This is a genomic window from Chryseobacterium balustinum, assembly GCF_900168205.1.
In the GTDB taxonomy this organism is placed as follows: domain Bacteria; phylum Bacteroidota; class Bacteroidia; order Flavobacteriales; family Weeksellaceae; genus Chryseobacterium; species Chryseobacterium balustinum.
Genome location: NZ_FUZE01000030.1, coordinates 1 through 25,393, shown reverse-complemented (window position 1 = coordinate 25,393; position 25,393 = coordinate 1). Strand labels below are relative to the sequence as shown.

The 25,393-nt window shown below is 34.2% G+C and carries 25 protein-coding genes and 1 pseudogene; 11 read left to right on the top strand and 15 right to left on the bottom strand.

Going from position 1 to position 25,393, the window contains the following annotated elements:
* Window positions 1–132: 132 nt before the first annotated feature.
* From B5X64_RS20555 to B5X64_RS20545, 3 genes are all read left to right on the top strand, one after another.
* A complete protein-coding gene (locus tag B5X64_RS20555) occupies window positions 133–2,244 on the top strand; it encodes a prolyl oligopeptidase family serine peptidase (protein ID WP_079467002.1) in 2,112 nt (703 codons plus the stop codon).
* Window positions 2,245–2,611: 367 nt separating this feature from the next.
* On the top strand, window positions 2,612–4,738 hold the full coding sequence (gene scpA, locus B5X64_RS20550; RefSeq protein WP_079467001.1) for a methylmalonyl-CoA mutase: 2,127 nt from the start codon (window positions 2,612–2,614) through the stop codon (window positions 4,736–4,738).
* A gap of 65 nt (window positions 4,739–4,803) precedes the next feature.
* Entirely contained in the window at window positions 4,804–5,304 is a 501-nt protein-coding gene (locus tag B5X64_RS20545) for a hypothetical protein (protein WP_079467000.1), read from the top strand.
* 52 nt (window positions 5,305–5,356) lie between these two features.
* Here B5X64_RS20545 and B5X64_RS20540 read toward each other — a convergent pair whose 3' ends face one another.
* From B5X64_RS20540 to B5X64_RS20530, 3 genes are read right to left on the bottom strand one after another with little or no spacing between them, the layout of a single operon-like run.
* On the bottom strand, window positions 5,357–6,517 hold the full coding sequence (locus B5X64_RS20540) for an FtsX-like permease family protein (RefSeq protein WP_079466999.1): 1,161 nt from the start codon (window positions 6,515–6,517) through the stop codon (window positions 5,357–5,359).
* A 5-nt stretch (window positions 6,518–6,522) separates the two neighbouring features.
* Window positions 6,523–7,170 carry an ATP-binding cassette domain-containing protein gene (locus B5X64_RS20535; protein WP_079466998.1) on the bottom strand — a complete coding sequence of 216 codons (648 nt, stop codon included), beginning with the start codon at window positions 7,168–7,170 and terminating at the stop codon, window positions 6,523–6,525.
* On the bottom strand, window positions 7,163–8,599 hold the full coding sequence (locus B5X64_RS20530; protein ID WP_079466997.1) for a hypothetical protein: 1,437 nt from the start codon (window positions 8,597–8,599) through the stop codon (window positions 7,163–7,165). Before B5X64_RS20530 ends, B5X64_RS20535 begins: the two co-directional genes overlap by 8 nt.
* Window positions 8,600–9,186: 587 nt before the next feature.
* On the opposite strand from B5X64_RS20530, the gene B5X64_RS20525 reads away from it, so the two are divergent.
* From B5X64_RS20525 to B5X64_RS20505, 5 genes are all read left to right on the top strand, one after another.
* Window positions 9,187–9,921, top strand: coding sequence for a hypothetical protein (locus tag B5X64_RS20525; protein WP_079466996.1), 735 nt, complete (start codon window positions 9,187–9,189; stop codon window positions 9,919–9,921).
* A gap of 27 nt (window positions 9,922–9,948) precedes the next feature.
* On the top strand, window positions 9,949–11,340 hold the full coding sequence (locus B5X64_RS20520; RefSeq protein WP_079467015.1) for an RtcB family protein: 1,392 nt from the start codon (window positions 9,949–9,951) through the stop codon (window positions 11,338–11,340).
* Window positions 11,341–11,426: 86 nt separating this feature from the next.
* Window positions 11,427–12,125, top strand: coding sequence for a peptide chain release factor H (prfH, locus tag B5X64_RS20515; protein ID WP_079467014.1), 699 nt, complete (start codon window positions 11,427–11,429; stop codon window positions 12,123–12,125).
* On the top strand, window positions 12,112–12,624 hold the full coding sequence (locus tag B5X64_RS20510) for a tetratricopeptide repeat protein (protein WP_079466995.1): 513 nt from the start codon (window positions 12,112–12,114) through the stop codon (window positions 12,622–12,624). The genes prfH and B5X64_RS20510 overlap by 14 nt, the downstream gene beginning before the upstream one ends.
* A gap of 25 nt (window positions 12,625–12,649) precedes the next feature.
* On the top strand, window positions 12,650–13,642 hold the full coding sequence (locus B5X64_RS20505) for an enolase C-terminal domain-like protein (protein WP_079466994.1): 993 nt from the start codon (window positions 12,650–12,652) through the stop codon (window positions 13,640–13,642).
* 98 nt (window positions 13,643–13,740) lie between these two features.
* Here B5X64_RS20505 and B5X64_RS20500 read toward each other — a convergent pair whose 3' ends face one another.
* The gene (locus B5X64_RS20500; RefSeq protein ID WP_079466993.1) at window positions 13,741–14,028 is read right to left on the bottom strand and encodes a cytochrome C; all 288 of its coding nucleotides are present in this window, start codon (window positions 14,026–14,028) and stop codon (window positions 13,741–13,743) included.
* Window positions 14,029–14,055: 27 nt separating this feature from the next.
* Window positions 14,056–14,346, bottom strand: coding sequence for a c-type cytochrome (locus tag B5X64_RS20495; RefSeq protein ID WP_079466992.1), 291 nt, complete (start codon window positions 14,344–14,346; stop codon window positions 14,056–14,058).
* A gap of 132 nt (window positions 14,347–14,478) precedes the next feature.
* Here B5X64_RS20495 and meaB point away from each other — a divergent pair, with 132 nt between their 5' ends.
* Window positions 14,479–15,474, top strand: a complete 996-nt coding sequence (gene meaB, locus B5X64_RS20490) for a methylmalonyl Co-A mutase-associated GTPase MeaB (protein WP_079466991.1) — start codon at window positions 14,479–14,481, stop codon at window positions 15,472–15,474.
* 89 nt (window positions 15,475–15,563) lie between these two features.
* On the opposite strand, the gene B5X64_RS20485 is transcribed toward meaB, so the two are convergent.
* Window positions 15,564–16,109, bottom strand: coding sequence for a DUF4251 domain-containing protein (locus B5X64_RS20485; protein WP_079467013.1), 546 nt, complete (start codon window positions 16,107–16,109; stop codon window positions 15,564–15,566).
* A 105-nt stretch (window positions 16,110–16,214) separates the two neighbouring features.
* Here B5X64_RS20485 and B5X64_RS20480 point away from each other — a divergent pair, with 105 nt between their 5' ends.
* Together B5X64_RS20480 and B5X64_RS20475 are read left to right on the top strand one after the other, a co-directional pair.
* Window positions 16,215–17,021, top strand: a complete 807-nt coding sequence (locus tag B5X64_RS20480) for a M48 family metallopeptidase (protein WP_079466990.1) — start codon at window positions 16,215–16,217, stop codon at window positions 17,019–17,021.
* A gap of 99 nt (window positions 17,022–17,120) precedes the next feature.
* Window positions 17,121–17,432: a hypothetical protein gene (locus tag B5X64_RS20475; protein ID WP_079466989.1), complete on the top strand. Its 312-nt coding sequence runs from the start codon at window positions 17,121–17,123 to the stop codon at window positions 17,430–17,432.
* A gap of 33 nt (window positions 17,433–17,465) precedes the next feature.
* On the opposite strand, the gene B5X64_RS20470 is transcribed toward B5X64_RS20475, so the two are convergent.
* From B5X64_RS20470 to B5X64_RS20430, 9 genes and pseudogenes are all read right to left on the bottom strand, one after another.
* A complete protein-coding gene (locus B5X64_RS20470) occupies window positions 17,466–18,104 on the bottom strand; it encodes an outer membrane beta-barrel protein (RefSeq protein ID WP_079466988.1) in 639 nt (212 codons plus the stop codon).
* Window positions 18,088–18,903: an ABC transporter ATP-binding protein gene (locus tag B5X64_RS20465; RefSeq protein ID WP_074230405.1), complete on the bottom strand. Its 816-nt coding sequence runs from the start codon at window positions 18,901–18,903 to the stop codon at window positions 18,088–18,090. Before B5X64_RS20465 ends, B5X64_RS20470 begins: the two co-directional genes overlap by 17 nt.
* Window positions 18,903–19,655, bottom strand: coding sequence for an MlaE family ABC transporter permease (locus tag B5X64_RS20460; RefSeq protein WP_079466987.1), 753 nt, complete (start codon window positions 19,653–19,655; stop codon window positions 18,903–18,905). Before B5X64_RS20460 ends, B5X64_RS20465 begins: the two co-directional genes overlap by 1 nt.
* A gap of 103 nt (window positions 19,656–19,758) precedes the next feature.
* On the bottom strand, window positions 19,759–21,129 hold the full coding sequence (locus tag B5X64_RS20455; RefSeq protein WP_079466986.1) for an exopolysaccharide biosynthesis polyprenyl glycosylphosphotransferase: 1,371 nt from the start codon (window positions 21,127–21,129) through the stop codon (window positions 19,759–19,761).
* 34 nt (window positions 21,130–21,163) lie between these two features.
* Window positions 21,164–21,793 (bottom strand): 7-carboxy-7-deazaguanine synthase QueE, encoded by a 630-nt coding sequence (locus tag B5X64_RS20450; RefSeq protein ID WP_079466985.1) that lies wholly within the window; start codon window positions 21,791–21,793, stop codon window positions 21,164–21,166.
* A gap of 6 nt (window positions 21,794–21,799) precedes the next feature.
* Window positions 21,800–22,684 (bottom strand): bifunctional 5,10-methylenetetrahydrofolate dehydrogenase/5,10-methenyltetrahydrofolate cyclohydrolase, encoded by an 885-nt coding sequence (locus B5X64_RS20445; RefSeq protein ID WP_079466984.1) that lies wholly within the window; start codon window positions 22,682–22,684, stop codon window positions 21,800–21,802.
* A gap of 100 nt (window positions 22,685–22,784) precedes the next feature.
* Window positions 22,785–24,425, bottom strand: coding sequence for a glucose-6-phosphate isomerase (gene pgi, locus B5X64_RS20440; RefSeq protein WP_079466983.1), 1,641 nt, complete (start codon window positions 24,423–24,425; stop codon window positions 22,785–22,787).
* A 133-nt stretch (window positions 24,426–24,558) separates the two neighbouring features.
* On the bottom strand, window positions 24,559–25,032 hold the full coding sequence (locus B5X64_RS20435) for a hypothetical protein (RefSeq protein WP_079466982.1): 474 nt from the start codon (window positions 25,030–25,032) through the stop codon (window positions 24,559–24,561).
* A gap of 157 nt (window positions 25,033–25,189) precedes the next feature.
* Window positions 25,190–25,393 (bottom strand): annotated as a pseudogene (locus tag B5X64_RS20430) (IS5/IS1182 family transposase); the annotation flags it as partial.

Below are 25,393 nucleotides of genomic sequence, written 5' to 3'. Positions count from 1 at the left end.
TATACTCAAAGGAATTTTGGGAAAATTTTAAATAGGGTAAGAAATATTTTGTGAAAAAGGCACAAAAAAAGTCACACAGTGTAGGCTTTTGTATTCCCACAACTTTGCGTATTTTTGAGAAAATCCTTCATAATGAATTTTAAACCTATGTTATTAACAGCCGGAGTTTTGTTTTCGGCTACAGTTTATGCTCAAAAAATGACTTATCCTAAAGCAATCAAAGGAAATCAGACAGATACCTATTTCGGAACGGCCGTTGCAGATCCGTACAGAGATTTAGAAAATGATTCAGAACCTACCAAAAAATGGGTAGATGAAGAAGTTGCTTACAGCCAAAATTATTTGTCAAAAATTCCTTTCAGAGAGCAAATTAAAAAGCAATTAACAGATATTTGGAATTACGAAAAGATTGGTGCGCCTTTTAAAGAAGGAGATTTTACGTATTATTATAAAAACGACGGATTACAGGCGCAGTCGGTTTTATACAGAACCAACAATAAAACAAAAACTACAGAAGTTTTCTTAGATCCGAATAAATTTTCAGACAAAGGAACAACTTCACTTTCCAGCTTATCTTTCAATAAAAAAGGAAATTTGGCAGCCTATTCAATTTCTGAAGGAGGAAGCGACTGGAATAAAATCATCATCATTGATGCTATTACGAAAAAGCCAATCGATGAAACTTTGGTTGATGTAAAATTCAGCGGAATTTCTTGGCAGGGTGATGAAGGTTTCTATTATTCAAGCTACGACAAGCCGAAAGAAGGAACTGTACTTTCGGGAATGACAGACAAACACAAAGTGTATTTTCATAAATTAGGAACAAAGCAATCTGCCGATCAATTGATTTTTGGTGGTGATAAAACTCCGAGAAGATATTTGGGAGCAGGAGTTTCTGAAGATCAGAGATATTTGATTATTTCTGCAGCGAATGCAACCAACGGAAACGAGTTGTATGTTAAAGACTTAAAAAAAGGCGGTGATTTCGTTCAGATTAACAAAGGTTTTGATATCAATGTAAATATTGTTGACACAGAAGGGGATAATCTTTTCATTTTTACTGATAAAGATGCTCCAAATATGCGTTTGGTGAAAACTACCATTCAAAATCCATCTCCTGAAACCTGGAAAGATGTTATTCCTGAAACAGAAAATGTGTTGGGGATTTCCGGCGGCGGAGGTTATTTCTTCGCTACTTATATGGTTGATGCGATTGATAAAGTGAAACAGTTTGACAAAACAGGAAAGCTAATCAGAGAAATTTCTCTTCCTGGAAAAGGAAATGTAGGTGGTTTTGGAGGTAAAGAAACAGAGAAAGAATTGTATTATTCTTTCAGCAATTATATTACTCCGGGAACGACTTATAAATTCAATGCAGATACCGGAAAATCTGAAGTTTACCAAAAACCGAAAGTGAAATTTAATCCTGAAGATTATGTTTCAGAGCAGGTATTTTATACTTCAAAAGACGGAACCAAAGTTCCGATGATGATTAATTATAAAAAAGGAATAAAACTGAATGGCAAAAATCCTACAATTCTTTATTCTTACGGTGGTTTTAACGTTAGCTTGCAGCCTTCTTTCTCTGTAGTTAATGCGATCTGGATGGAAAATGGAGGAATTTACGCTGTTCCAAACATTCGTGGCGGAGGTGAATATGGTAAAAAATGGCACGATGCAGGAACAAAAATGCAGAAGAAAAATGTATTTGAAGATTTCATTGCAGCTGGAGAATATTTGCAAAGTAAAGGCTATACTTCAAAAGAATACATGGCGCTTTCTGGAAGGTCAAACGGAGGCTTGTTAGTTGGAGCGACGATAACGATGCGTCCTGATTTGGCTAAAGTTGCCTTTCCGGGAGTTGGAGTTTTAGATATGTTGAGGTACAACAAATTTACTGCTGGAGCAGGTTGGTCTTATGATTATGGAACTGCCGAAGACAACAAAGAAATGTTTGATTATTTAAAATCATATTCTCCGGTTCATAACGTAAAAGCAGGAACTTGTTATCCGTCAACAATGATTATTACAAGTGATCACGACGATAGAGTTGTTCCGGCGCATTCATTCAAATTTGGTGCAGAATTACAGGAAAAGCAGAAGTGTGCAAACCCTATTTTACTAAGAATCGAGAAAAATGCAGGTCATGGTGCAGGAAGAGCAACAGACCAAGTTATCAGTGAAAATGCAGATTTAATTTCTTTTGCTTTATATGAAATGGGCATTAAAAAGCTTGGAAAATAATTTTTAAGATTATTAAAGATTTTAAAATTAAAAGCGAGATTGTATTATTACAGTCTCGCTTTTGTGTTTTTTAAGAAGTCCTGAAAGGACGATTTAACGAAGAATAGGATGAAATCCTATTAATTCATACATATAGCAATAACATATTTTTCAGTTATATTTAAAAACATTTAGACCAAATTAAAAAAAGCAAAGATTTTCAAAATACTAATATGTTCTTTTAAGCAGAATGATAATGAAAACTGTTTGTGACCAATGTGTCAAATATTTTTCATTTTTCAGCATTTAATGTACTTTTTCCTTCTGAAAATCAATCGCAAAACATTCCCATAAAAATGCTTATTTTTAAAATCTTAAATCTGAAGAAATGAGAAGGGAAATAAAGAATAAAATTCCTCAATTTAATATATCTGAAAATCAGCAGGAAATCTATCAATTTGAAAAGGATGGACTTGAGCTAAAATCAAAATACACGGCAGAAGACGTAAAAAATAAAGACATTAGTGACAGTTCTCCGGGAATTGCACCTTTTTTAAGAGGTCCTTATTCTACGATGTATGTTCAAAAACCTTGGACGATCCGTCAATATGCAGGTTTTTCTACAGCCGAAGAATCTAACGCATTTTACAGAAGAAACTTAGCAGCCGGACAAAAAGGCCTATCGGTAGCTTTTGATTTGGCGACACACAGAGGTTACGATTCAGATCACGCCAGAGTTGTAGGTGACGTTGGTAAGGCCGGCGTTGCGATTGATTCTGTTGAGGATATGAAGATTTTGTTTAATGAAATTCCTTTAGATGAAATATCAGTTTCAATGACGATGAATGGTGCGGTTTTGCCAATTCTTTCATTTTATATTGTAGCTGCAGAAGAGCAGGGCGTTTCTCAGGATAAGCTTTCAGGAACCATTCAGAATGATATTTTGAAAGAATTTATGGTGCGTAATACATACATTTATCCGCCGACTCCTTCCATGAAAATTATTGCTGATATTTTTGAATACACTTCAAGAAATATTCCGAAATTCAACTCGATTTCAATTTCCGGATATCACATGCAGGAAGCGGGAGCAACTCCCGTTTTAGAAATGGCTTATACTTTAGCTGATGGTTTGGAATATGTAAGAACAGGAATTAAAGCAGGAATGAATGTGGATGATTTTGCACCAAGATTATCGTTTTTCTGGGCTATCGGAATGAATCATTTCATGGAAATTGCTAAAATGCGTGCTGCAAGATATATTTGGGCAACGCTTTTAAAACAGTTTAATCCTCAAAACCCTAAATCTTTAGCTTTAAGAACGCATTCACAAACTTCAGGTTGGTCTTTAACAGAGCAAGAGCCTTTCAATAATATCACAAGAACGGCGATTGAAGCATTGTCTTCAGCTTTAGGCGGAACTCAATCTCTTCATACGAATGCTTTGGATGAAGCGATTGCACTTCCAACTGACTATTCGGCAAAAATTGCAAGAAATACTCAAATTATTCTCCAGCAGGAGTCTGGAATCTGCGATGTTGTAGATCCGATGGGCGGAAGTAATTTGGTTGAATCTTTGACTCAGCAAATGATCGAAGAAGCGATGAAATTCATCGATGAGGTAGAAAAAGAAGGCGGAATGACGAAAGCGATTGAAGCCGGAATTCCAAAAATGAGAATTGAAGAAGCTGCAGCAAAAAAGCAAGCTAAAATTGACAGCGGTGAAGAATTTATCATTGGTGTGAATTCATTTAAATCAAGTTTAAAGCAAACACCAATCGATATTTTAGATATCGACAACACAGAAGTTCGTAGAAAGCAAATTGAGAGATTAGAATCAATTAAATTAAGCCGGAATTCTGAATCTGTTGAGCAAATTTTAAATGAAATCCGTGAATCTGCGAAAACAGGAAATGGAAATCTTTTAGCATTGTGCATCGAAGCGGCAAGAAGAAGAGTGACTTTAGGTGAAATGAGTGATGCAATGGAAGAAAGTTTCGGACGTTACAAAGCCAACATTAGAACGATACAAGGAGTTTACGCTATGAATGCAGGTAAAAATGAATATTTTGGAAAAGCACTTGAGCTTACCCAAAAATTTGAAGAAGCAGAAGGTCGTCGCCCAAGAATTATGGTGGCAAAAATGGGACAAGATGGTCATGACCGTGGTGCAAAAGTGGTAGCAACTGCCTTCGCAGATATGGGATTTGATGTGGATGTTGCGCCGTTATTCCAAACTCCGGAAGAGGTGGCAAAACAGGCGGTAGAAAATGATATTCACATTTTGGGGGTTTCATCTTTGGCAGCAGGTCATAAGACTTTGGTTCCGCAGGTTGTTGAAGAGTTAAAGAAATTGGGTGCAGAAGATATTACGATCGTTGTAGGTGGAGTGATTCCACAACAGGATTACGAATTTTTATATGCAAACGGAGCAGATTTTATCTTTGGTCCGGGAACAAATCTTCCTAAATGCGCGGTTGATATTTTAAATAAATTTCTAAATATCACAATTTAACACTTTATTAAACTTCAAATTGCACAGCTTTTGTACTGTAAGTCATAACCAAAAAATAAATTAATATGGCTTATACAGTAATTTCAGTATTTCCGGAAACTGTAAATACAGAGGAAATAAAATCAGAATTAAAAAACAACGGGTTTCTCGACGCAGACATTATTGTTTCTAAATCGAGATTTGATGAAGAGTCTTCAACAAATGAATACGAAGATGATGAAAAAACAAAAAGTTTTTGGCATCATGTTTTTGTGAATGATAACGATATTTTAGCTGCTTACAGCAAGGAAAGTATAGGTAAAATCAACTTGGTGGTTTATGCTTCCAGTCTTACAGATGCACAAAACGCAAAAAAAGTTTTGGATCAGTATGGAGCATTAAAAATTTATAATAAGCCTTCTGTTAATCAGAGCGAGTCTGATACGGCAGGTTTGCCCGAAGATGTTTACAACGGAATTATTGCAAAGGCAAAACATGATGTTTATTTCTTAGACAAAGAAAGAGTGTATTCTCCAAACAGTAATGGAATGGGCGATACAATGGATAGCTTAGGATCTAAAGATTAAAGTAAATTACTTTTTAAAAATAAAACGACCATCACTTTGATGGTCGTTTTTGTTATATTTTCCAGGACTTAATCAGCCATCGGTAAATAAGAATATTGACGAAGAAATAAACCAATATTGGAATGATGATGATCACCGTCCAAAGCAAAGGATTAATATACATCGAAAGTAAACCGTTGGAAACATCAGAATTTGCGATAAAATATTGCCCTGCTGCGATCAGTCCTAAACTTAGGAGTAATACAACCATTAAATTAATACTGAATTTCCTGCTGATATCGCTCACCATTTTCTTTGGCGAATATCCTAAACTGTTTTTAATGGAAACTTCTTCCTGTTTTTCTAAGAATTGAATTTTTATAAAACTTACAATAATGTATAAACACAATGCAAAGATGAAAACTCCCAAAACAGCAATGATTTTTAAAACCAAAAATAGTTTTGACTTTATTTTTGCCGAACGAAGACTTTCCTGATTAGATTCGTAGCCATTTTCTTTCATTTTAGAAACCAAACCTTCATCACCGGAATCTTTTACCTGTACCAAAACTCTGTTGTAGATTTTGGGCTGTGTCGCAAGCTCAGGTTTTTCTGCAATATTCAAAGAATCAAGAAATTTTTTCGGAATCAAAACAGAATGTATCCTGTCTGAAAGCCCGACCATTTTTCCTTTATACGTCTTATTCTGCTTATTAACTGTGATATTGATGTTGACTTCAATTTTCTTGGCAAAATCTTCAGAAATCTGCGGAAGACCTTGGTTTAAAGCAAATCCGTAATTGTAAAGATTAAGATATTCTCTTGAAATAATAATTGGAATTTCATCACCTTTTACCTGAAACTCTTCATCTGTCAAATCAGAATCAATTGCTTTTAAATCTAAACCTTCAAAATACAGATCAGTATAAAAAGGAATAAAGTCGCCGCCATTTGCAGAAGCTTTAAATTCGTTTGCAGAAAAAGGATAAATGGCTTTTACTTCACTCCAGGTTTTAATTTTTGAAATATCATTTTCATTAAATCCAAGAAGTTCTTTTCTTCCGATATTATCCGGAGTAATTTTTTTGCTGAAAGTCAGCCAATAATTGCTGTCACTGCTTTTACTTCCAAAAAGGCGGTTGGCGTTTTCGTACAGTTGCAGACAAGACAAAACCAAAATAAAGGCGATGAATAATCCTGCGTAAAGTATAATTGAATTAAAAATTTTCTTCATAAGCGTTATAAATGAAGAATTTGATAATCATGCTCAAATGGAAACTCATTCAGTTCAAAAAAGATGACCGAGCTTCCGCTTTCTTGTGAAACTTCGTTAATCAAAGAGAAAGCAATTTTTTTATTATTCAGATCCAAATGACTGAAGCATTCATCATAAATAATAAAATCTGTTGGATTAATCAGGCTTCTCACAATGGCACTTCTTTGGCGTTCTCCATAAGAACAGTTTTCTGCTTTTTTACTCAGAAGACTTTCTATTCCCAGTTTTTTGGCATATTCTTCCATTTTTGGAATAAATTGTTTTCTGTCTTTATTAAAAACACGAAGCAGAATATTCTCAGAAATGGTAAGGTCTTTAATCAATCTTACATCCTGGAAAAGCAAGCTTACTCCATCTTTTCTATTCTTTACAATTTCTTCCAGATGCAGTTTTTTTACAACTTGTTGGTCATATTTTATATTACCTTCATACTGAAAATGAGTACCCAACATGGCTGTTGCCAAAGTAGATTTTCCACTCCCGGAAGGCGCGACAATCAGAAACTTATCTCCTTTTTGAAAGGAAATATTCTTATTCCAGATTTCAGACTGTTCGATATTTCTGGGAGTGAAATATTTAGGGAAAATGTTTTCTAATACTAAATTAGTCATTCATTATAAAATAATACAGTGCATTTTCATCTTTCTTGTCTAAAGTGATCACCGATTTAGAAACTAAATTTCCGGCATTTTCTTTAGACTCGTTTGAGATCTCAATTACTTTTGCAGGTACAGTTTCTCTTCTGTTGTAGTCGCTTCCGTCAGACCAAGAATATGCGGTAATACCGGTTTTTTTGCTCAGCTTAGAGTTTTTTGCAGCTTTTTTCGCTTGGAATTGTGCATTCACACTTTGGTCGTCAGAGAAAATTACCTGATTGTCTGCAATGGTATATTTTTTACTTTCACCTAAAGGTCCTTGAAGTAATGCAAGAAGAACATCTTTTTTCTTAGGATTAAATCCTAAAACCATTGCTCTTTTATTGCTGTAATATTCTAAAGAATCTGCAGGATTTTCTTTCATATCCATATAGGCATAGTCTCCGGTAAAAGTAGTGGTAATATCTTCCAATGTTTTGTTGGTAGAAGCCAAATAATGATTTACCGTAGCTTCAAAACCAGCTTCCTTGATAAAATATCTCATGAAATCTAAACTGAAATAACCTATAGAAAAAGATTTTGCATTGTCGAGTTCTACATTTTTTACAAGATCATAATTGATGTTGTTTTTGCTGTAGTATTTCTCTACAATTTTTTTCATATCGCTGTTGAAAAAAGTTTTGGTATCCATTTCCACTTTTCCTTTATCGAAGCTGAAATCAAAACCAATTCCTGAATCTTTAATCAGCTTATTTACAGCAAGAGTTTCTATATATCCTTTAGAAACGTAGCTTGCAACCGCTCCAATATTCATCCATCCGCTTACATCTTTTCCGCTCACCAAAGATTCATTTACCTGATCGATGATTACTTTGTTTGAAGTTCCTTTTCTTGCCCAAAAATCAGTAAAGTATTTTTCACTCATTTTTGCAGCGCTATCCATAGAATCATACCTTGAATATGAATTGAAAGATTTCTCGCTCGACATGATCGCCATATCCCCTTTGATACTTCCTGTAAGTTTTCCGTCTTCAAAAATAAAATCTTTTTTGTCGATGGTTATTTTAGATTTGGTAAGATCAGACATACTTTTTTGAAACTTAGCTTTGTCACTGATCCAGAAAAATGCTTTTACATCAGGATCTGAATTAGATTTTCCGGGATCTACTATAATGTAAAGTGGTTTGCTGATATCGATACCCGATTCTTTCGGTTTGCTGATCAATTGGAGAACAACTCTTCCTTCGTCATTGAGATTTTTCTTTTCTTTAAGAATCTTTTCAACCGGAATCTTATCTGAAATAGAGTTTAAATTGACTCTAGATAAACCTAAAGTGGCATCAGTAGTGTATTTTAAAACGTCGTCATTCTTATTAGAATTACAAGAAAATAGAATTGCAAATGCAAATGCGCACAACAGGGATTTCATTAATGTGTTTTTCATATTTTTTTAGTTAGTTAAAACAAATATACTATTTTCAATGTAATGGAAATCATTAATAAGTGAAAAAATAAATTGAATTTTTATTTTGTTTTTCAGAAAATTATATATCTTTGCAACTGAAAATCAAGTTTAACCATTTAAAAACAACGAAGCAATGTTCAAATACAATCAACATTCATCAGTAGGATTGCCTTTTGCAAAGGCGAGGCTTCGTGGTTTGGTACATTCATAGAATAACAGTATATTGAAATATCAAAACCCGAAGTCGTAAGATTTCGGGTTTTTTATTGCGCAATATTTCAAACTCAAAACAGTTTCCCCGAAATCATAATTTTTATCAGGAGCTAAATCCCGCTTTCCGCTATATCTTTTTTGCCAACGCTTTTTTCAAGCCAACGCAAAAAAAGGATGTCGCTGCAATCGGGGCTAAGAAAAATTCCTGTCAATCAAAACCTAACGGGTTTCAAAAACCCGTTAGGTTTAAACAAATCAACAACTAAAAATTAAGTTGATGAAGATTTGATGCAAAAAAACAGCTTAAGAAAGTATGAAATCTGACGTCTTGCATCTAATAATCTAATTGATAAATGGAAAAAGACAATCTCCTGTTTTACCGACTGCGAAGTCTGAGAAGCAGAAAAAGAATCATAAAAAAAGATGTAGAAAAACAGATCAGAAAAAAGTATAAACGTAGTAAAGAACTTTGGGAAATTAAAAGAGATATTCCTTGGATTCCTTTAGAAAAACCTTATCAAAGAGGTTTTGTAAGATTCTTCGCTGTAACAGAAGAAGTGATGCGCACAAAAGATGCCGATTTTTTTGAAGGAATTCTGAAGAAAATAAACACATTCATGTATTCAGAAATTCGACACTTTTTAAAAAAGAGAAAAAAATTTGGAAGGAGAATATATGTAGAAAGAGAACAGAAATTAAAGTCTCTTTCATCTTATGAGTGGAATAACCCAAAGTTGCAGCTTACAGAACGAGAAAAACAATACTTTTTAAAAAGAAAAGAATATTGTCCTTTTCGTAAAATACATTACGATTACTACGATTTTATTGAACCATGGAGGTTTATTTTAAGAATAAAACCCAATATGATTACGCATTACAAACCTGTAAATGCAGATTTGGAAAAAGAATATGCAGAAATAGAATTTTATGTAAAGCAATATAAAGTTCAGGGAATTATTCAGAAGAAAATTTATGGTAAATCAAATTCATGGAAAATTAAATATGAATCTGATCTGAACGAAAGTGAAAAATACTTTCGCTACAAAATGTCGGCAACGGCGTTTGCCGACTATTTTATGGACGAATAAGTCCAACAAATGTTTAAAACAAAAACAATGGGAAATTTAAAACTTAAAGGAAAAGATATATTAAAAATAGGTTATCCAAACAATCAGAGTGTAAACATCGCTTTGGAGGTCATGAAAAGAAATTTTGCAACGAAAAATATTCATCATGTGAAATCTCTTTTAAAGGAGATTCTGGTCAATCCGGAGAATTTTGAAAAAGATTTAACCTTCGGACAAATTGCAGAAGCCTTGCTTTCATCCAAAAAAACAGAAAAAAGAATGTTGAACACGAACCGAACTTCTTTTCAAATTTTCGGAAACAATATTTCGGATGAAGCAAAGAATCAATTATACACCGCATTGAAACTTCCAATTGCAACGCAAGGAGCTTTGATGCCCGATGCACACAGCGGTTACGGGCTTCCAATCGGTGGAGTTTTGGCGGTTGAAAACGCCGTGATTCCTTACGGAGTCGGGATGGATATTGGCTGTAGAATGTCGCTCAGTATTTTGGATACACCGATTTCATATCTTGATGGAGCGAGAGATAAATATGAAAAAGCTCTTGCCCAGCATACCAAATTCGGGATGTATGAAACACATAAATCTCACGTCGATCATGAAATCTTCGACAGAGATACGTTCGATATGATTCCGATTTTGAGACGATTAAAAGGAAAAGCCATCAAACAAATGGGAAGTTCTGGCGGCGGAAATCACTTTGTGGAATTCGGGGAAGTCGAAATTACGGAAGAAGACGAACAAATCAACCTTCCAAAAGGAAAATACCTCGGAATCCTTTCTCACAGCGGTTCGCGTGGCTTAGGAGCAGAAATCGCTCAGTATTATTCGAGAGTTGCGACAGAGCAATGTCCGTTACCAAAAGAAGCGCAAAACTTCGCTTGGCTGGATTTGAATACGCACCTCGGTTTAGAATATTGGACGGCGATGAATCTTGCAGGAGATTATGCTTCGGCTTGTCACGACGATATTCACCGAAGATTGGTGAAAGCCGTCGGAGGAAGAGTAAAAGCTAGAATTGAAAACCATCACAACTTTGCTTGGAAAGAAATCCATAATGGGAAAGAAGTGATCGTTCACAGAAAAGGTGCCACTCCCGCCAATGAAAATGAATTGGGAATGATTCCCGGTTCGATGACGGCAAAAGGCTTTATCGTTCGAGGAAAAGGAAATCCAGATTCATTGAATTCAGCTTCACACGGCGCAGGAAGAGCTCATTCGAGAGGAGAGTGTAGAAATCTTTTCACTCAAAATGACATCAAAAAAGAATTAAAACTCAAAAATGTCACTTTGATGGGCGGAAATACCGAAGAAGCACCCATGGCATATAAAGACATCAATGAAGTGATGAACGCACAAAGTGAATTGGTAGATATTCTCGGAACTTTCCAGCCAAGAATTGTGAGAATGGATAAGTAAAATGGTTGTTAGTTTTTAGTTGATGGTTGTTAGAATTTTTAACGCCATCAACTGACAACCATCAACCGACAACAAACAAAAAAACAATGGACAAATTAATACAAATAACCTCAGGAAGAGGGCCTTTAGAATGCCAATGGGTAGTTGCTAAAGTTCTGAAGGTTTTCCTTGAGGAAGCAAAACATAATAAAATAGATTACGAAATCATCCACCGTGAAAATGGCGATGAAAACCTGACATTGAAATCAGTAACGTTACTTTTAAGATCAAAAAATGTAAATGAATTTTTAAAAACTTGGCTGGGAAGTATTTGCTGGATTGGGAAGAGCATCTTCAGAAAACTGCATAAAAGAAGCAATTGGTTTATTGGAATCTTTGAATTGGAAGGTTTGGAGAAAATTAATTTTAATGAAAAAGATATTCAGTTTCAGACAACGAGAAGTCAGGGAAGTGGCGGACAAAACGTGAATAAAGTCAACACGGCTGTTCGTGCAACTCATATTCCCACCGGGCAAAGTGTTTTTGTACAGGATACTCGCTCACAATTGGAGAATAAAAAACTTTCGATTGAGAGACTGAAAGAAAAAGTTTTGGAACAGAATATTATTCAGCTTCAAAAAAGAATGCAGGAAACTTGGAATAATCATTTGCAGGTGCAAAGAGGAAACCCAATCCGAACATTTTCGGGAACCGATTTTAAAAAGAATTATCAGGAAAAATCTTTCAAAAAAGAAAGAAATCAACTGAAAAACGAATTAAAAAACTACAAAAATGACCTTAACTAAAAGTAAATATTATTTTGAGGCTTTAGATAATTATCCTTACAGCTTGCCGGATTGTCTGGAAGCGTTGAATTATGCGCTGTCTTACGATCCTGAAGACGCAGATTCGCTTTGTTTAATGGGAAGAATCTACAGCGAAATGTTGACCGATTATGAAAAAGCAAAGCTCTATTTTGAAGAAGCAATGCTGTGTGATGTGACGAATCTTAATGTTTCGCAATATTACATCAAATGCCTTTTGGATAATGAAGATTTTCAAAAAGCTGAGAATTTGATTCAATATTCCTTAAAAATAAAAGGAATTGATAAGTTCAAAATTTGGCTTCATCGATCTTTGCTTTCTGAAAAGAGAGGAAGCTTGGTAAATGCCTTGAAGTTTTTAAACGAAGCTGAAAAATACTGTTTTACATCGTGTGATTTAGATTTGGTACGAGAACGCAAGAAATTTATAAAATCTAAAATGCCAAAGAAAAAATCTAAAAACAAGAAGGAGACGAAATGAGTCTCCTTTTTTTGTAAATTTAAATATGGAATTAAAATTTGAACTCAAAAAACTTCATCTAAAAGAAACATTTTCCATTGCTTACGGAAACTACAATCATCGTGATGCATTGTTAATAGAGCTATCTCACCAAAGTTGTAAAGGTTATGGCGAATGTGTATTGATTGATTATTATCAGATTAATCTTCAGGATTTTGTTTTAAAATTAAAAAAAGTTCAGCATCAAATTGAAGCTCAGAAAATCATTCATCCCAAAGATTTTTTTAAGTTTTTATTGAGTTTCAACCTTCATTCGTTTTTACTTTCTGCTTTAGATTGTGCATATTGGGATCTTTTTGGAAAGCTTGAAAATAAAAGTTTTTTAGAATTAAATCAACTTCCAACGGATCAATTAGTTGAAAGTTCAATCACGATTTCCATTGGAGATATTGAGAATCAAATCAATAAAATTCAGAAAAGTGAATGGACTCGATTTAAAGTAAAATGTAAAGGATTAGACAAAATGCATGTTGAGAATCTGTTACAATTAAATAAAGATATTGCTTTAGATTCTAACGCAAGTTTTACCGATGAAGATTGTGTTTGGTTTCAGGAAAATGTTGAGGTTCAACAATTTTCATATTTGGAACAACCTCGTCCGATTAACAATTATAAAATATTAAAAAAAGAGAGTTTTGCCAATTGGATGGCGGATGAAGATTGTCAGAATATTGATTCGCTTGAGGAACTCATTCCATATTATAAAAGCATCAACATCAAATTAATGAAATGTGGAGGATTGACGCCTGCTTTAGAAATGATAAAAAAAGCTCAAGCATTAAACTATAAAATAATGATTGGTTGCATGACAGAATCAACTGTCGGAGTTTCCGCAGGATGTCTGTTAACCGGACTTGTAGATTTTGTAGATTTAGACGGAGCCAATCTTATTTCTAATGACTATGCCACAGGGAATTTTGTAGAAAATGGGAAAATTATTCTATCCGGAAAACCTGGGTTGGGAATTCATTTAAAGTGATTTTAACTGGTGAATTGTGAATTGTCAATTCGCTTTGCTTGTCAATTAATTCTGAACCTTAAAATAAAAGAAAATAAAATAGACTTTCAAAAGAAAGCCTATTTTTTATTTACAGAAATCAAATAATCATAAACCATTTGATGTTGTTCATCATTTAATTTTGCTTTTGGAGCCATTCTGCTTAAGGTTTTAATCCATCCCTGATCGTCGTGTTTTGCGGGATCTGGTAGTTTGTGGCATCTGTTGCATGAATTTTCAAAAACCGTTTTCCCTTGTGCTAAGTGTTCAGCTGAGGTAAATTTAGGGCCGCTTACGGCTGTGCTTTTTGGTCCGCATGAAACCATAAAAGCAGATCCTAAAATCATACTTAAAACTAATTTTTTCATGATGATATATTTTGTTGGTTGAATCTTTTATTTCACAGACACCACATAATCGTAAACCCATTGATGTTGTTCGTCGGTTAGTTTCGCTTTGGGTGCCATAGAATTCATAATTCCTACCCATTGTACAGAAGTAAATTTGGTGGGTTCTGGCAAATCATGACATCTTTTGCATGCAGTTTCGAAGATTGTTTTTCCCTGTGCTATTTGTTCTGCGGTACTTGTCGCTGATTTTGGAGCTTCAGCTACGGGTGTTGCTTTCGGAGTACAAGATGCTAATAAAATAAGGGCAAATGTTGCTGCTGCAAATAGACTTTTCATATTTTTTTTAATTGTTTAAAACAAAAATAGCGAATTTTGCAGGTGATTGGTGTTTAGATATATAATTTAGAAGCATTAAAATTAATGTGCTTTTTCTCGGATTTTGCAGGTTATTTTTATATTTTTGAATGAATGAAAATTTCAACAGAAGACTTTATCGATGGGATTAAATCAGGCAATAAGCGTTTGATTGCAAAAGCTATTACTTTAGTTGAAAGCACAAAACCTGAACATCGCAGTCAGGCGGAAGAACTTTTAAAAAAAATACTTCCATTAACGGGAAATTCAATTAGAGTAGGGATTACAGGAGTTCCCGGAGCTGGAAAATCTACTTTTATAGAAAATTTCGGAAGATTAGCGATTTCAAATAATAAAAAAGTTGCGGTTTTAGCCATCGATCCAAGTTCTGCGATCAATAAAGGTAGTATTTTGGGCGATAAAACCAGAATGGAAGAATTGGCAAAAGAAGAAAATGCGTTCATTCGTCCTTCCCCAAGTTCCGGATTTTTGGGAGGAGTTGCCAATACTACTTTTGAAACGATGATGATTTGCGAAGCTGCGGGCTATGATTATATTTTAATTGAAACCGTTGGAGTAGGGCAGTCTGAAGTTTTAGTTTCAGATATTACGGATGTCTTTTTGTTTCTGAAAATTATTGGCGGTGGTGATGAGCTTCAGGGAATTAAGCGCGGAATCATGGAAATGGTCGATATTATTTTCATTAATAAAGTGGAAGAAAGCAACCAGCAAAAAGCTAAAAATACGAGGCTTGAACTAAAACGTGCATTAGATTTTCTTCCTGCAAAAGAAAAAGACTGGAAAGTACCTGTTTTGCTGGGGTCTGCATTGCATAACGAAGGGTTGAAAGAGGTTTATCAGAATATTGATGATTTTATTTCATTAAAAAAGAATACCAATCGCTTTGATGAAGTGCGAACACAACAATCTGAAAAACGCTTTGAATATTGGGTTCAGGAATATATTTTAAGTATGATGAAAAAAGATAATTCGGTGGAGGAAGCTTATATTCAGCATAAAAAAAATGCTTCAGACCAGATTTCTAATCCAAGTACTGAAGCAAAATTATTTGTAGAAAAATTTTTAAGAGATTCAAGACCCGAGATTTAAGTTGCGAAATTCGAGTTTCAAGATTCTTGGAATATTTAATAAGTATCTTTTCAAGATTTAAAACTCGTATCACGAAACCCGAACCACGATTAAAGCTTCTCCTTTTCTTTGGTTTCTTCGTTTTTAGAAATATATCCATCGTAAGAAATAGGCTGTCTGTCGTTACTTCTTATGGATGTTGATGCTCTTCCGTTTTTATAAATTTCAATATTGATATCAGAAACATTTTTCACATCATTGGGTTTGATTTTGTATACCCAATTTCCTTTTTTACTTTGGGTTTTCGTTACTGCGTAATCTTTTGAAGTAAATCTGTAGCTGTTATCTGAAGAACCGTATGTTGAGGTAAAAGCTCGTCCAAAATAGGGAAGCGTAACTTCCATCACTCCTTTTTTTATTTCGATACCATAACCTTGCCCTGAGATCTGAAATGTACGAAGTTGAGTTGCATTTGGGATCGAATTGACAACATTAATAACATCATAACTCATAGGGTTTGCTTTTTCAGCATAAAAAGTAAACTCATCAGAACTCACCAGATTGTTTACTATTTGTGGATCAACTTTTTGCGATGCACAATTCTGAAAAAGAAATATGAATGCAAAAACTGAAATTATTTTTATATAAATTTTCATAAGATTAAATTTAGTAAATTTATACATCAAAATGTATGCAAAAGCAAAATTCAAGATGTTTTTTGGAATAGAAATTGTTAAGGTTCATTTATAATAAGCATAATTATGAAAATTACTCATTTATTAGGTATTGGAGCAGCCGCTTTTGCAGTTGCAGCATGTACAACAAACCCGATGACGGGAAGGAAATCTTTACAAATAGGGACTTTAAATTCTGAAATAACATCTACTGCTGTACAACAATATCAGCAGACCTTGAAAGAATCAAAAGTTGTGACTGGAGCTCAGGCTCAAATGGTAAAAAAAGTTGGAAATAATATAAAGTCAGCCGCAGAGAGATATTACGCAAGTATTGGTAGAGCTGCAGATTTGTCAGGCTATCAATGGGAGTTTAATCTTCTTCAGGATAAACAGGTTAACGCTTGGTGTATGCCAGGTGGAAAAGTTGCGGTTTATACTGGGATTCTTCCTATAACAAAAGATGAGACTGGTCTTGCCGTGGTAATGGGGCACGAGGTTTCTCATGCTTTGGCAGGTCACGGTAACGAAAGAATCTCACAAGCGATGGTTGCTCAATATGGTGGGGCTATTTTAGGTGGTGCTATCAGTAATCAACAAATTGCTAATGTTGTAGCGGAAGCTTATCCTGCAGTTTCTCAGGTTGCTTTGCTTAAATATGGAAGAACTCAGGAGTCTGAGGCAGATGAAATGGGATTAAATTTAATGGCCATTGCGGGATACGATCCACGTCAAGCAATACCATTCTGGCAGAGAATGGAAGCTTCATCTTCAGGAGCGAGACAGCCAGAGTTTTTATCTACTCACCCAAGTCCGGGAACGAGAGTTGCAGATATTCAAAAAGATTTGCCTAAAGCTTTAGAGTATTATAAAACTGCTGGAGGAAAAATTTAATAGAAACAAATTAAATTTTTAATAAAATGAATTGACCGAAAGAATTTGTAAATTTTAGTTTAAATTTATAAATAAATATTCACCACAAAAAACACTATTATGAAAAGTATTTCGATTATAGGGATGATACTCCTTGCAGTATCTGCCTTACTTTTTTATCTGACAACAGACTTTACGGTTGAGAAAATTACAATTTCGCATGTAATGGGAGTTATGGCAGGGATTGGGATCGGTTTAATTTTCGGAGGAATGATTGGTTATGTAAGTAAAGGCAGTGCCATAAAAGAAGAAGCCAAAAGAAAGGAGTTTAAGCAGCTTCAGAAAGAAAAAGAAGAACTTGAAAAACAAGCTATTGAAATTGAAAAACGTCAGGCTGAGCTTGAACAAGAAAATAAAAATCCTCAAATTTAAATTTGAGGATTTTTTATGATTAAATATTTCTAATTAGAATTTATATCCTAAACCTAATAAAAATAAGCTTGATCTGTTATCATAATTGATTTCCTGACTTGATCCTGCTACATTATTGATGAATTTTCTCTGATCTTTAGAAAAAGCACCTTCATATCTTGCGGAAAGAATTAGCTTTTTGATTTCACTTTGTACACCTAGTTGGTACCCTACTGTGAATTCTTTTGCATCAACTTTCTGTACGAAATTATCAAAATTGTCGCTTTTGGCTAAATTGAAACTTCCAACTGGACCTGCATAAGCACTTAATAAATTCCCCAACACATTTACCCCAACCAAAACAGGAATATCTACTCTGCTATTTTTAGCTTTAATAGTAGTTTGCGCTGCATTTACATCATTTTGTACAGTAACTTCATTGCTGAAATTGGTATAATAAATTTCCGGCATTAGATATAATGCGGTTGGTAAATCGATTTTTAAAGATAAACCAACATTAAATCCGGTAATGTTTTTTCCTTTTTGCTCTACTGCGTTGGTTGCCGCAGATTTTAAATTCTTCCACGAAGCTGAGCTTGTAGGAATTACTGCATTGGCTTTTGCCGCCAAAGAAATTTGTGCTGATGCAAAAACTGAAAAGCCTATTAATGCTGCGCTAATTAATTTTTTCATTATCGTCTATTTTTGTAATCGTATTTTCAATCGTCTTATTATTCTCCAATAGATACTCTCTCAATTCCTTAAATAATTCTGATGAATAAACGAAATCGATTAGATTTTTATTGCCTGCAGTAATCAGAATGTCCTTATTACCTTCCCATTCTTTTATGCCCAATCTCAGATATACAATTTTCTCGCCAATTGTCATCACCGAGTTCATATCATGGGTATTAATAATGGTTGTAGTATTGTATTCTTTGGTTATTTCAAGCAATAAATCATCAATTACATTAGAAGTATAAGGATCTAATCCTGAGTTTGGCTCATCACAGAACAAATATTTTGGGTGGTTTACAATTGCTCTTGCTATCGCCACACGCTTTTGCATACCCCCGGAAATTTCAGATGGAAACTTTCTGTTGGCTTTATCTAAATGTACTCTTCCGATTACCTCAAAAACTCTTCTTTTCTTTTCTCTGAACGTCAAATTGGTAAACATATCAAGCGGAAACATGATGTTTTCTTCAACAGTTAATGAATCAAACAATGCACTTCCCTGAAATAAAGTTCCTATTTCAGAGCGTAAATGCTGCTTTTCTTCACGATTCATTACATTGATATCTCTTCCGTCAAACAAGATTTCTCCTGATGAAGGTTGATAAACGTTTAATAAACTTTTAAGAAAAACGGTTTTTCCGGATCCACTTTGTCCGATAATCAGGTTTGTTTTGCCTTTTTCGAAGGTGGTTGAAATTCCTTTAAGCACTTCAACATCACCAAAACTCTTTTTAAGATTTTTTACCTCAATCATTAGCTTAATATTAATTGTGTTAAAATTAATTCAGATATAATGATAAATACCATCGTCCAAACCACGGCTTGTGTACTTGCTCTACCTACTTCCAATGAACCTCCGTTTACAAAATATCCAAAATAAGAAGGAACGGTAGCAATTACAAATGCAAAAACAATCGTTTTGGCAAATGCATAGAAGATAAATAAATTAGGCATATACATTTGAATACCTGTAATATAATCTGCTGTTGTCCAGTTACCTGTAAGGATTCCTGCAATATAACCGCCGCCAATACCAAAAACGATACTGATTGCAATTAAAAGCGGGTTGAAAATAAGACAAGCAATGATTTTAGGTAAAATTAAAAAATTAGGAGAGTTTACTCCCATAATATCTAAGGCATCAATCTGTTCCGAAACACGCATCGTGCCAATGGTGGAGGCAATATATGAACCTACTTTTCCGGCTAAAATTAAACTGATAATAGTAGGAGCGAACTCTAATACTAAAACTGCTTTGGTTGCATAACCAACAAATGCAGGAGGAATGGGAAACGATGAGGCATCAAAATTGTTAAACATCTGAATGGCAACAACGGCCCCGACAAAGATAGACGTGAAAATAACCAACCCAAATGAGTTGACTCCCAAGTCATTGATTTCTCGCATAAATAACTTCCAGAAGACTCTCATTTTCTGAGGCTTTTGAAGAGATTTACCGATAAGAATCATGTATTCTCCTACGGCTGTAAAAAACTTTTTTAACATTCTGCTAAATTAGGCTATTTTTATTTAATTTTTTTAAAGTTGAGGTTAAGGCTAAGCCTTTGTTTGATCGCAAAAATCTAAAATATTGTTACTAAACCTCGTCTTATTTTGCATTTTTATCTCCAGTTATTACTAGTAAAATGGTCTTTAAAATAATCACGATATCTAAAGTGAAGCTCCAGTTTCTGATGTAGAATGCGTCGGCAAGAATTCTCTTGTTCATTTCTATTTCTACATTTCCTGCATCACCTCGTAAACCATTTACTTGAGCTAAACCTGTAATTCCCGGGTTGGCTAAACTTCTTAAGCTGTATCTTCCTATTTTTGGTTTGTAATAATCATCAACAGCCAACATGTGTGGTCTTGGTCCTACAATAGACATTTCACCTTTCAAAACATTGATAAACTGTGGCATCTCATCAAGGCTGGTTTTCCTTAAAAACTTTCCTATTTGGGTAATTCTTGAATCATTTTCACCTGTTGTTTTAGTGGCGGAATCTTCATTCACAACCATTGTTCTGAATTTAATGCAATTAAAAACCTCCTCATGGAAACCATATCTTTTCTGAATAAAAAATACAGGTCCTTTAGAACTTCTTTTAATTAAAATTGCAATAATGGGAAATAACCACGAACAAATGAATAGCAAAACCAAGACCGAAAAAATAATATCAAAGATTCTCTTGAGTAAAAAATTAGAATAGTAATCTAAAGGATACTTTGCTTGGGTTAAAATCGGTTGAGTTTGAATATATCCTAAATCATAAAAGAAAAAATTGTTCTTCGAGATATTCGGAATCAAAGAAATATGCACTTTGTTGGCTTCTGCTAATCTGAACATCTTATCTTCCAATTCATTTGTAAACGAATTTTCTGTAGGAAGAAACAAGGTGTGGATTCCATTTTTTTTCCAAAACTCTACAAGATCTTCTGTATTTACTTCAGTTGAGTTGTAATTAAATATTTTATATCCAAAATCTTTTCTGTCTTCAATTATTCTTTTTAAAACCTCGGTTGATTTATTTTCACTCAGAAACATCACGTTTCTATGGTTGACTCCCATGGTTCTGATGTATCTTATCAAAAAATAGACAGCAGATTTTAATGTAAATATAAAAACAAAAAGATAAAGCGAAAGCCAGGTCAGCTCCGAACTAAAAAACTGATTGTTGCTCACTTTTCTTATCAATACCAAACCTATTATAAATAAGAGAAAGTGAATAATAATACGCTCTACAAATAGAATATAAGTGAGATTTCTTGATATGTTATAAATCTTAGTTCTTCCACTTAATAAAACCCAAAAGAAGATAACAAGAAGTAAAGGGAAAGAGCTTTCGTACCATAGCTCCCGATTATGTACCAAATCCCTAGAAGTGTTTAAGAAATAAAATACAAAAACAGTCGCAAGAACCAAAAGGTCGAGCAATATGATAATTGATTTTAAATAACGGGAATATCGTATTCTTTGCATCTTCTAATGAAAAGCAGAGGCTAATATAAACAATTTATGGAATATTCAGGTACTTATGCGTCTGAACCGATGCTTGCCAACGTGGTTTTGCAAGTATAAAATCGGTCATCTTTGGATACATCTCGTCTCGCTTGCTCCATTCGCTCTGAAGATATAATTTGCAACTTTCGGAAACTTTTGTGGCCTGTTCTTCAGCAAATTTAAAATCATTATTATTAAAAACAATCATTTTCAGCTCATGAGCTTTAGCGTAAATTTCTTCTTTCGGAAGGCCGGTTTTCTTTGGTGAAAGAGTAATCCAGTCGATTTGTCCGCTTAAAGGATATGCTCCTGAAGTTTCGATATGAATAGTGCACCCTAATTCTTTTAATTTAGAAGTCAAAATATCTAAATTCCACATTAAAGGTTCGCCACCAGTCAAAACAATCGTTTTACAATGTTTTGCGGCAGTTTCTGCAATTTCTTCAGCATTCATCAGGGGATGCAGCGTAGGATCCCAGCTTTCTTTCACATCACACCAGTGGCAACCAACGTCGCATCCACCAAGTCTAATGAAATAAGCTGCTTTTCCTGTGTGCGCCCCTTCTCCCTGAATAGTGTAAAAATGCTCCATCACAGGGAGCATTTTACCTTCTTTTAATAATATATCTTCTTCTTTATTCATTTCAAATTAGTCGTTATAGACCGAAGTCTTATAAGCAATGATGGTATTTTTCATCAACATCGCTCTTGTCATAGGACCTACTCCTCCGGGAACAGGCGTAATCCAGCTTGCTTTTGCTGCACAACTGTCAAAATCTACGTCACCTGCCAAATAATATCCTTTTGGAGAGTCGTTGTCTACTCTTGTAATACCTACGTCAACAATTACTGCTCCGTCTTTGATCATTTCTCCTTTCAAAAAGTGAGGATCACCCAAAGCGGTAATTACAATGTCTGCTTTTTTAGTATATTCTTCGATGTCTTTCGTGTAAGAGTGAGTCAGGGTAACAGTAGAGTTTCCAGGAAAATCTTTTCTTCCCATCAAAATACTCATTGGTCTTCCCACGATTTTACTTCTTCCGATAATTACACAGTCTTTACCTTTTGTTTCGATATTGTATCTTTCTAATAAAGTTAAAATTCCGAAAGGAGTTGCAGGCAAGAAAGTATCCATTTCTAAAGCCATTTTTCCGAAATTTGTAGGGTGGAAGCCGTCAACATCTTTTCTCGGATCGATAGCGTTGATAATTTTCTCCTGATCAACCTGGTCGGGTAAAGGTAACTGAACGATAAAACCGTCTACAGATTTATCTTTATTAAGTTCGTCGATTTTTTCCAATAATTCAGACTCAGAAACTGTACTTGGAAATTTAATTAAGCTAGATTGAAATCCTACTTCTTCACAGTCTTTCACTTTAGCATTTACATACGCCTTGCTTGCTCCGTTGTTCCCAACAAGAATAGCTACTAAATGGGGTGCTCTTCTTTTGCTAGCAATGATCTTATCAACTTCAACCTTGATTTCTGCTTTGATTTCTTTGGATATTTTTAATCCGTCAAGAATTTCTGCCATTTTTACTTTTATTACTTTATTAGATTTTTAAATATTGAAAATGAATGTTTAAATGAGTTGTACTTTCATTATTTCATCGAATCATTCATTAATTATCTTTTTACTTATTCCCTTTATAATAATTAATCAACCCATTCGTAGAACTGTCATGAGAGTTAATTGTCTCATTACTTTCAAGTTCCGGTAAAATTTTATTTGCTAAAACTTTTCCTAATTCCACCCCAAACTGGTCAAAACTGAAAATATTCCAGATTACTCCTTGTACAAATATTTTGTGCTCATATAGTGCAATTAGTTGCCCTAATGAAAATGGATTTAACTCTTTAATTAACAGCGAGTTAGTTGGAGTGTTTCCGTGGAAGACTTTGTAATTTAACAAGAAATCTATTTCTTCTTCAGACTTTCCTGAAGCTTGTAATTCAGATTCCACTTCTTCTTCGTTTTTACCAAAAGCTAAAGCTTCAGTTTGAGCGAAAAAGTTGGCCAATAATTTATCCTGATGATCAGAAACTTTGTTCGGACTTTTCGCGTACGCAATAAAATCAGCAGGAATCAATTCTGTTCCTTGATGAATCAATTGATAAAAAGCGTGTTGTCCGTTTGTTCCCGGTTCTCCCCAAATAATCGGACCTGTTTCATATTCTACAAATTCTCCGTTTCTATCGACACATTTTCCATTGCTTTCCATATCTCCCTGTTGAAGATAGGCCGCAAATCTGTCTAAGTATTGAGAATAAGGCAGCACTGCGTGACTTGTTGCAGCATAAAAATTACGGTACCAAATTCCTAAAAGCGCCATTAAGACAGGAACGTTTTCAGAAAAATCTGCTGTTTGAAAATGTTGGTCTGTATTTTCGGCACCTTTTAATAATTGTTCAAAGTTTTCATATCCAACAGATAGAACAATGCTTAAACCAATTGCGCTCCACAATGAATATCTTCCGCCAACCCAATCCCAGAATTCGAAGATGTTTTCTTCTGCGATTCCGAAGTCTTTAACTGATTGAATATTAGTTGATAAAGCAACGAAATGTTTGGCTACATCTTCCTGTTTCCCTGCTTTTAAAAACCAGTCTTTTGCAGAATTAGCATTCGTCATTGTTTCCTGAGTCGTAAACGTTTTCGAAGCAATAATAAATAAAGTGGTTTCAGGATTTAAATTTTTCACCACTTCAGCGATATGATTTCCGTCTACGTTTGAAACGAAATGAACATCCAATCTTGTTTTAAAATGCTTTAAGGCAGAAACTACCATTACCGGTCCTAAATCTGAACCTCCGATTCCGATGTTCACCACATCAGTAATTTCTTTTCCACTAAAACCTTTATGCTCTCCTGAAATAATTTTTTCAGAGAAAGATTTCATGTGCTCCAAAACTCTTTTGATTTGAGGCTTAATATTTTCACCGTCAACCAAAATTTCCTTATCAGAGAAATCTCTTAATGCTGTATGCAAAACTGCTCTTCCTTCCGTTTCGTTGATTTTGTCACCCGAAAACATTTTAGAAATAGCATCCTTCAACTGACATTCTTCTGCAAGATTCAAAAGAAGCTCTTTTGTTCTTGAATCGATTAAATTTTTAGAATAATCGAATAAAAAATTGTCTTTTTTGATAGAAAACTCCTCAAAACGGTTTGGATTATATTGAAAAAGAGTTCTTAGCTCAAAATCATTATTTCCAAAGTGTTCGTCGAGGGCTTTCCAGCTTTGAGTATGAGTAGGATTTATTTTAGATAGCATAAATTAAAATTAAGGTTTAAAAAGCTGATTTGTAGAAAAATTAGAGTCGAAATCATTCTCATTCAGACACATAAAGTTTCAATTTGCAAATTTACGGAATTTTCGGGCAATGATGTTAATTGATGGTTAAAAATCAATTGGTAAGTTTTAATTCTATTCCCAAATTTTTGGTTATTTGGCTAGAATTATTTGAACCATTCACAAATATCCAGCCTTCTTGCGATAGATTGCCAATTATAAAATTTTTAGGATTTTCTGTAAGAGCGCCTATCATTGGGTCATGACCAATAGTTTCTTTTTTCTCACCGTTTATCATCATCATTTTCTGATAAGAGTTTTCTTGATTTAAAATCCATTCAAATCCTACAATTATTCCTTCTTTTGGAAGAGTAAATGGTTTGGGAAAGATAAATTCAGTAATCTTTTGCTTTTTAACGCATGTAACTATCGCAGATTTGTACAGGTCACCCGGTATTCCGTTTTCATTATAGTAGATGTTAATTTTTATGGTGGCAGATTTTTTAGAAAATAGTCTTGAGTAAAATTTGATTGATTCTATAAATAAGGGGGCTTCTGATATATCGTTTCTAAGCTCTTTTGCTACCATCCAAATCGTATTGTGTTCTCCATAGAAGCTGTTTTCTTTAGATACCTTTCCTATAGTAAATGTTTTAGAAAATTTGGGTTTAGGAATGCGTACTTCATCAATATTTGTGAATTTTGGTTGTAGTAAATAAGTTGGTTGGTTTTGTTGTAAAACCTGTTTAAACTTTTATTTTTCTGAGAAACAAGATAGAGAAAGCGAGATAATGTAGATTTGTCCAAGTAATATTCAAAGTCTCAAATCTTACTAATAAAGCTTTGAAGCTATCAAGCCATGCATTTGCTTTTTCTATTTTGAATCTTCTTTTATACAACTCATTATCAAAATATTTTTCATTCTTTGTATCCCTGTTACGAGGATTCCC

Coding starts and splice junctions, on each gene's coding strand:
- B5X64_RS20555 (WP_079467002.1), top strand. CDS start 133: ATGAATTTTAAACCTATGTTATTAACAGCCGGAGTTTTGTTTTCGGCT.
- B5X64_RS20450 (WP_079466985.1), bottom strand. CDS start 21,793: ATGAATAAAGAAGAAGATATATTATTAAAAGAAGGTAAAATGCTCCCT.
- B5X64_RS20455 (WP_079466986.1), bottom strand. CDS start 21,129: ATGCAAAGAATACGATATTCCCGTTATTTAAAATCAATTATCATATTG.
- B5X64_RS20470 (WP_079466988.1), bottom strand. CDS start 18,104: ATGAAAAAATTAATTAGCGCAGCATTAATAGGCTTTTCAGTTTTTGCA.
- B5X64_RS20475 (WP_079466989.1), top strand. CDS start 17,121: ATGAAAAGTATTTCGATTATAGGGATGATACTCCTTGCAGTATCTGCC.
- pgi (WP_079466983.1), bottom strand. CDS start 24,425: ATGCTATCTAAAATAAATCCTACTCATACTCAAAGCTGGAAAGCCCTC.
- B5X64_RS20530 (WP_079466997.1), bottom strand. CDS start 8,599: ATGAAAAACACATTAATGAAATCCCTGTTGTGCGCATTTGCATTTGCA.
- B5X64_RS20510 (WP_079466995.1), top strand. CDS start 12,112: ATGACCTTAACTAAAAGTAAATATTATTTTGAGGCTTTAGATAATTAT.
- B5X64_RS20520 (WP_079467015.1), top strand. CDS start 9,949: ATGGGAAATTTAAAACTTAAAGGAAAAGATATATTAAAAATAGGTTAT.
- B5X64_RS20505 (WP_079466994.1), top strand. CDS start 12,650: ATGGAATTAAAATTTGAACTCAAAAAACTTCATCTAAAAGAAACATTT.
- B5X64_RS20495 (WP_079466992.1), bottom strand. CDS start 14,346: ATGAAAAGTCTATTTGCAGCAGCAACATTTGCCCTTATTTTATTAGCA.
- B5X64_RS20525 (WP_079466996.1), top strand. CDS start 9,187: ATGGAAAAAGACAATCTCCTGTTTTACCGACTGCGAAGTCTGAGAAGC.
- B5X64_RS20485 (WP_079467013.1), bottom strand. CDS start 16,109: ATGAAAATTTATATAAAAATAATTTCAGTTTTTGCATTCATATTTCTT.
- scpA (WP_079467001.1), top strand. CDS start 2,612: ATGAGAAGGGAAATAAAGAATAAAATTCCTCAATTTAATATATCTGAA.
- B5X64_RS20435 (WP_079466982.1), bottom strand. CDS start 25,032: ATGGTAGCAAAAGAGCTTAGAAACGATATATCAGAAGCCCCCTTATTT.
- meaB (WP_079466991.1), top strand. CDS start 14,479: ATGAAAATTTCAACAGAAGACTTTATCGATGGGATTAAATCAGGCAAT.
- B5X64_RS20480 (WP_079466990.1), top strand. CDS start 16,215: ATGAAAATTACTCATTTATTAGGTATTGGAGCAGCCGCTTTTGCAGTT.
- B5X64_RS20445 (WP_079466984.1), bottom strand. CDS start 22,684: ATGGCAGAAATTCTTGACGGATTAAAAATATCCAAAGAAATCAAAGCA.
- B5X64_RS20540 (WP_079466999.1), bottom strand. CDS start 6,517: ATGAAGAAAATTTTTAATTCAATTATACTTTACGCAGGATTATTCATC.
- prfH (WP_079467014.1), top strand. CDS start 11,427: ATGGACAAATTAATACAAATAACCTCAGGAAGAGGGCCTTTAGAATGC.
- B5X64_RS20545 (WP_079467000.1), top strand. CDS start 4,804: ATGGCTTATACAGTAATTTCAGTATTTCCGGAAACTGTAAATACAGAG.
- B5X64_RS20465 (WP_074230405.1), bottom strand. CDS start 18,903: ATGATTGAGGTAAAAAATCTTAAAAAGAGTTTTGGTGATGTTGAAGTG.
- B5X64_RS20460 (WP_079466987.1), bottom strand. CDS start 19,655: ATGTTAAAAAAGTTTTTTACAGCCGTAGGAGAATACATGATTCTTATC.
- B5X64_RS20535 (WP_079466998.1), bottom strand. CDS start 7,170: ATGACTAATTTAGTATTAGAAAACATTTTCCCTAAATATTTCACTCCC.
- B5X64_RS20500 (WP_079466993.1), bottom strand. CDS start 14,028: ATGAAAAAATTAGTTTTAAGTATGATTTTAGGATCTGCTTTTATGGTT.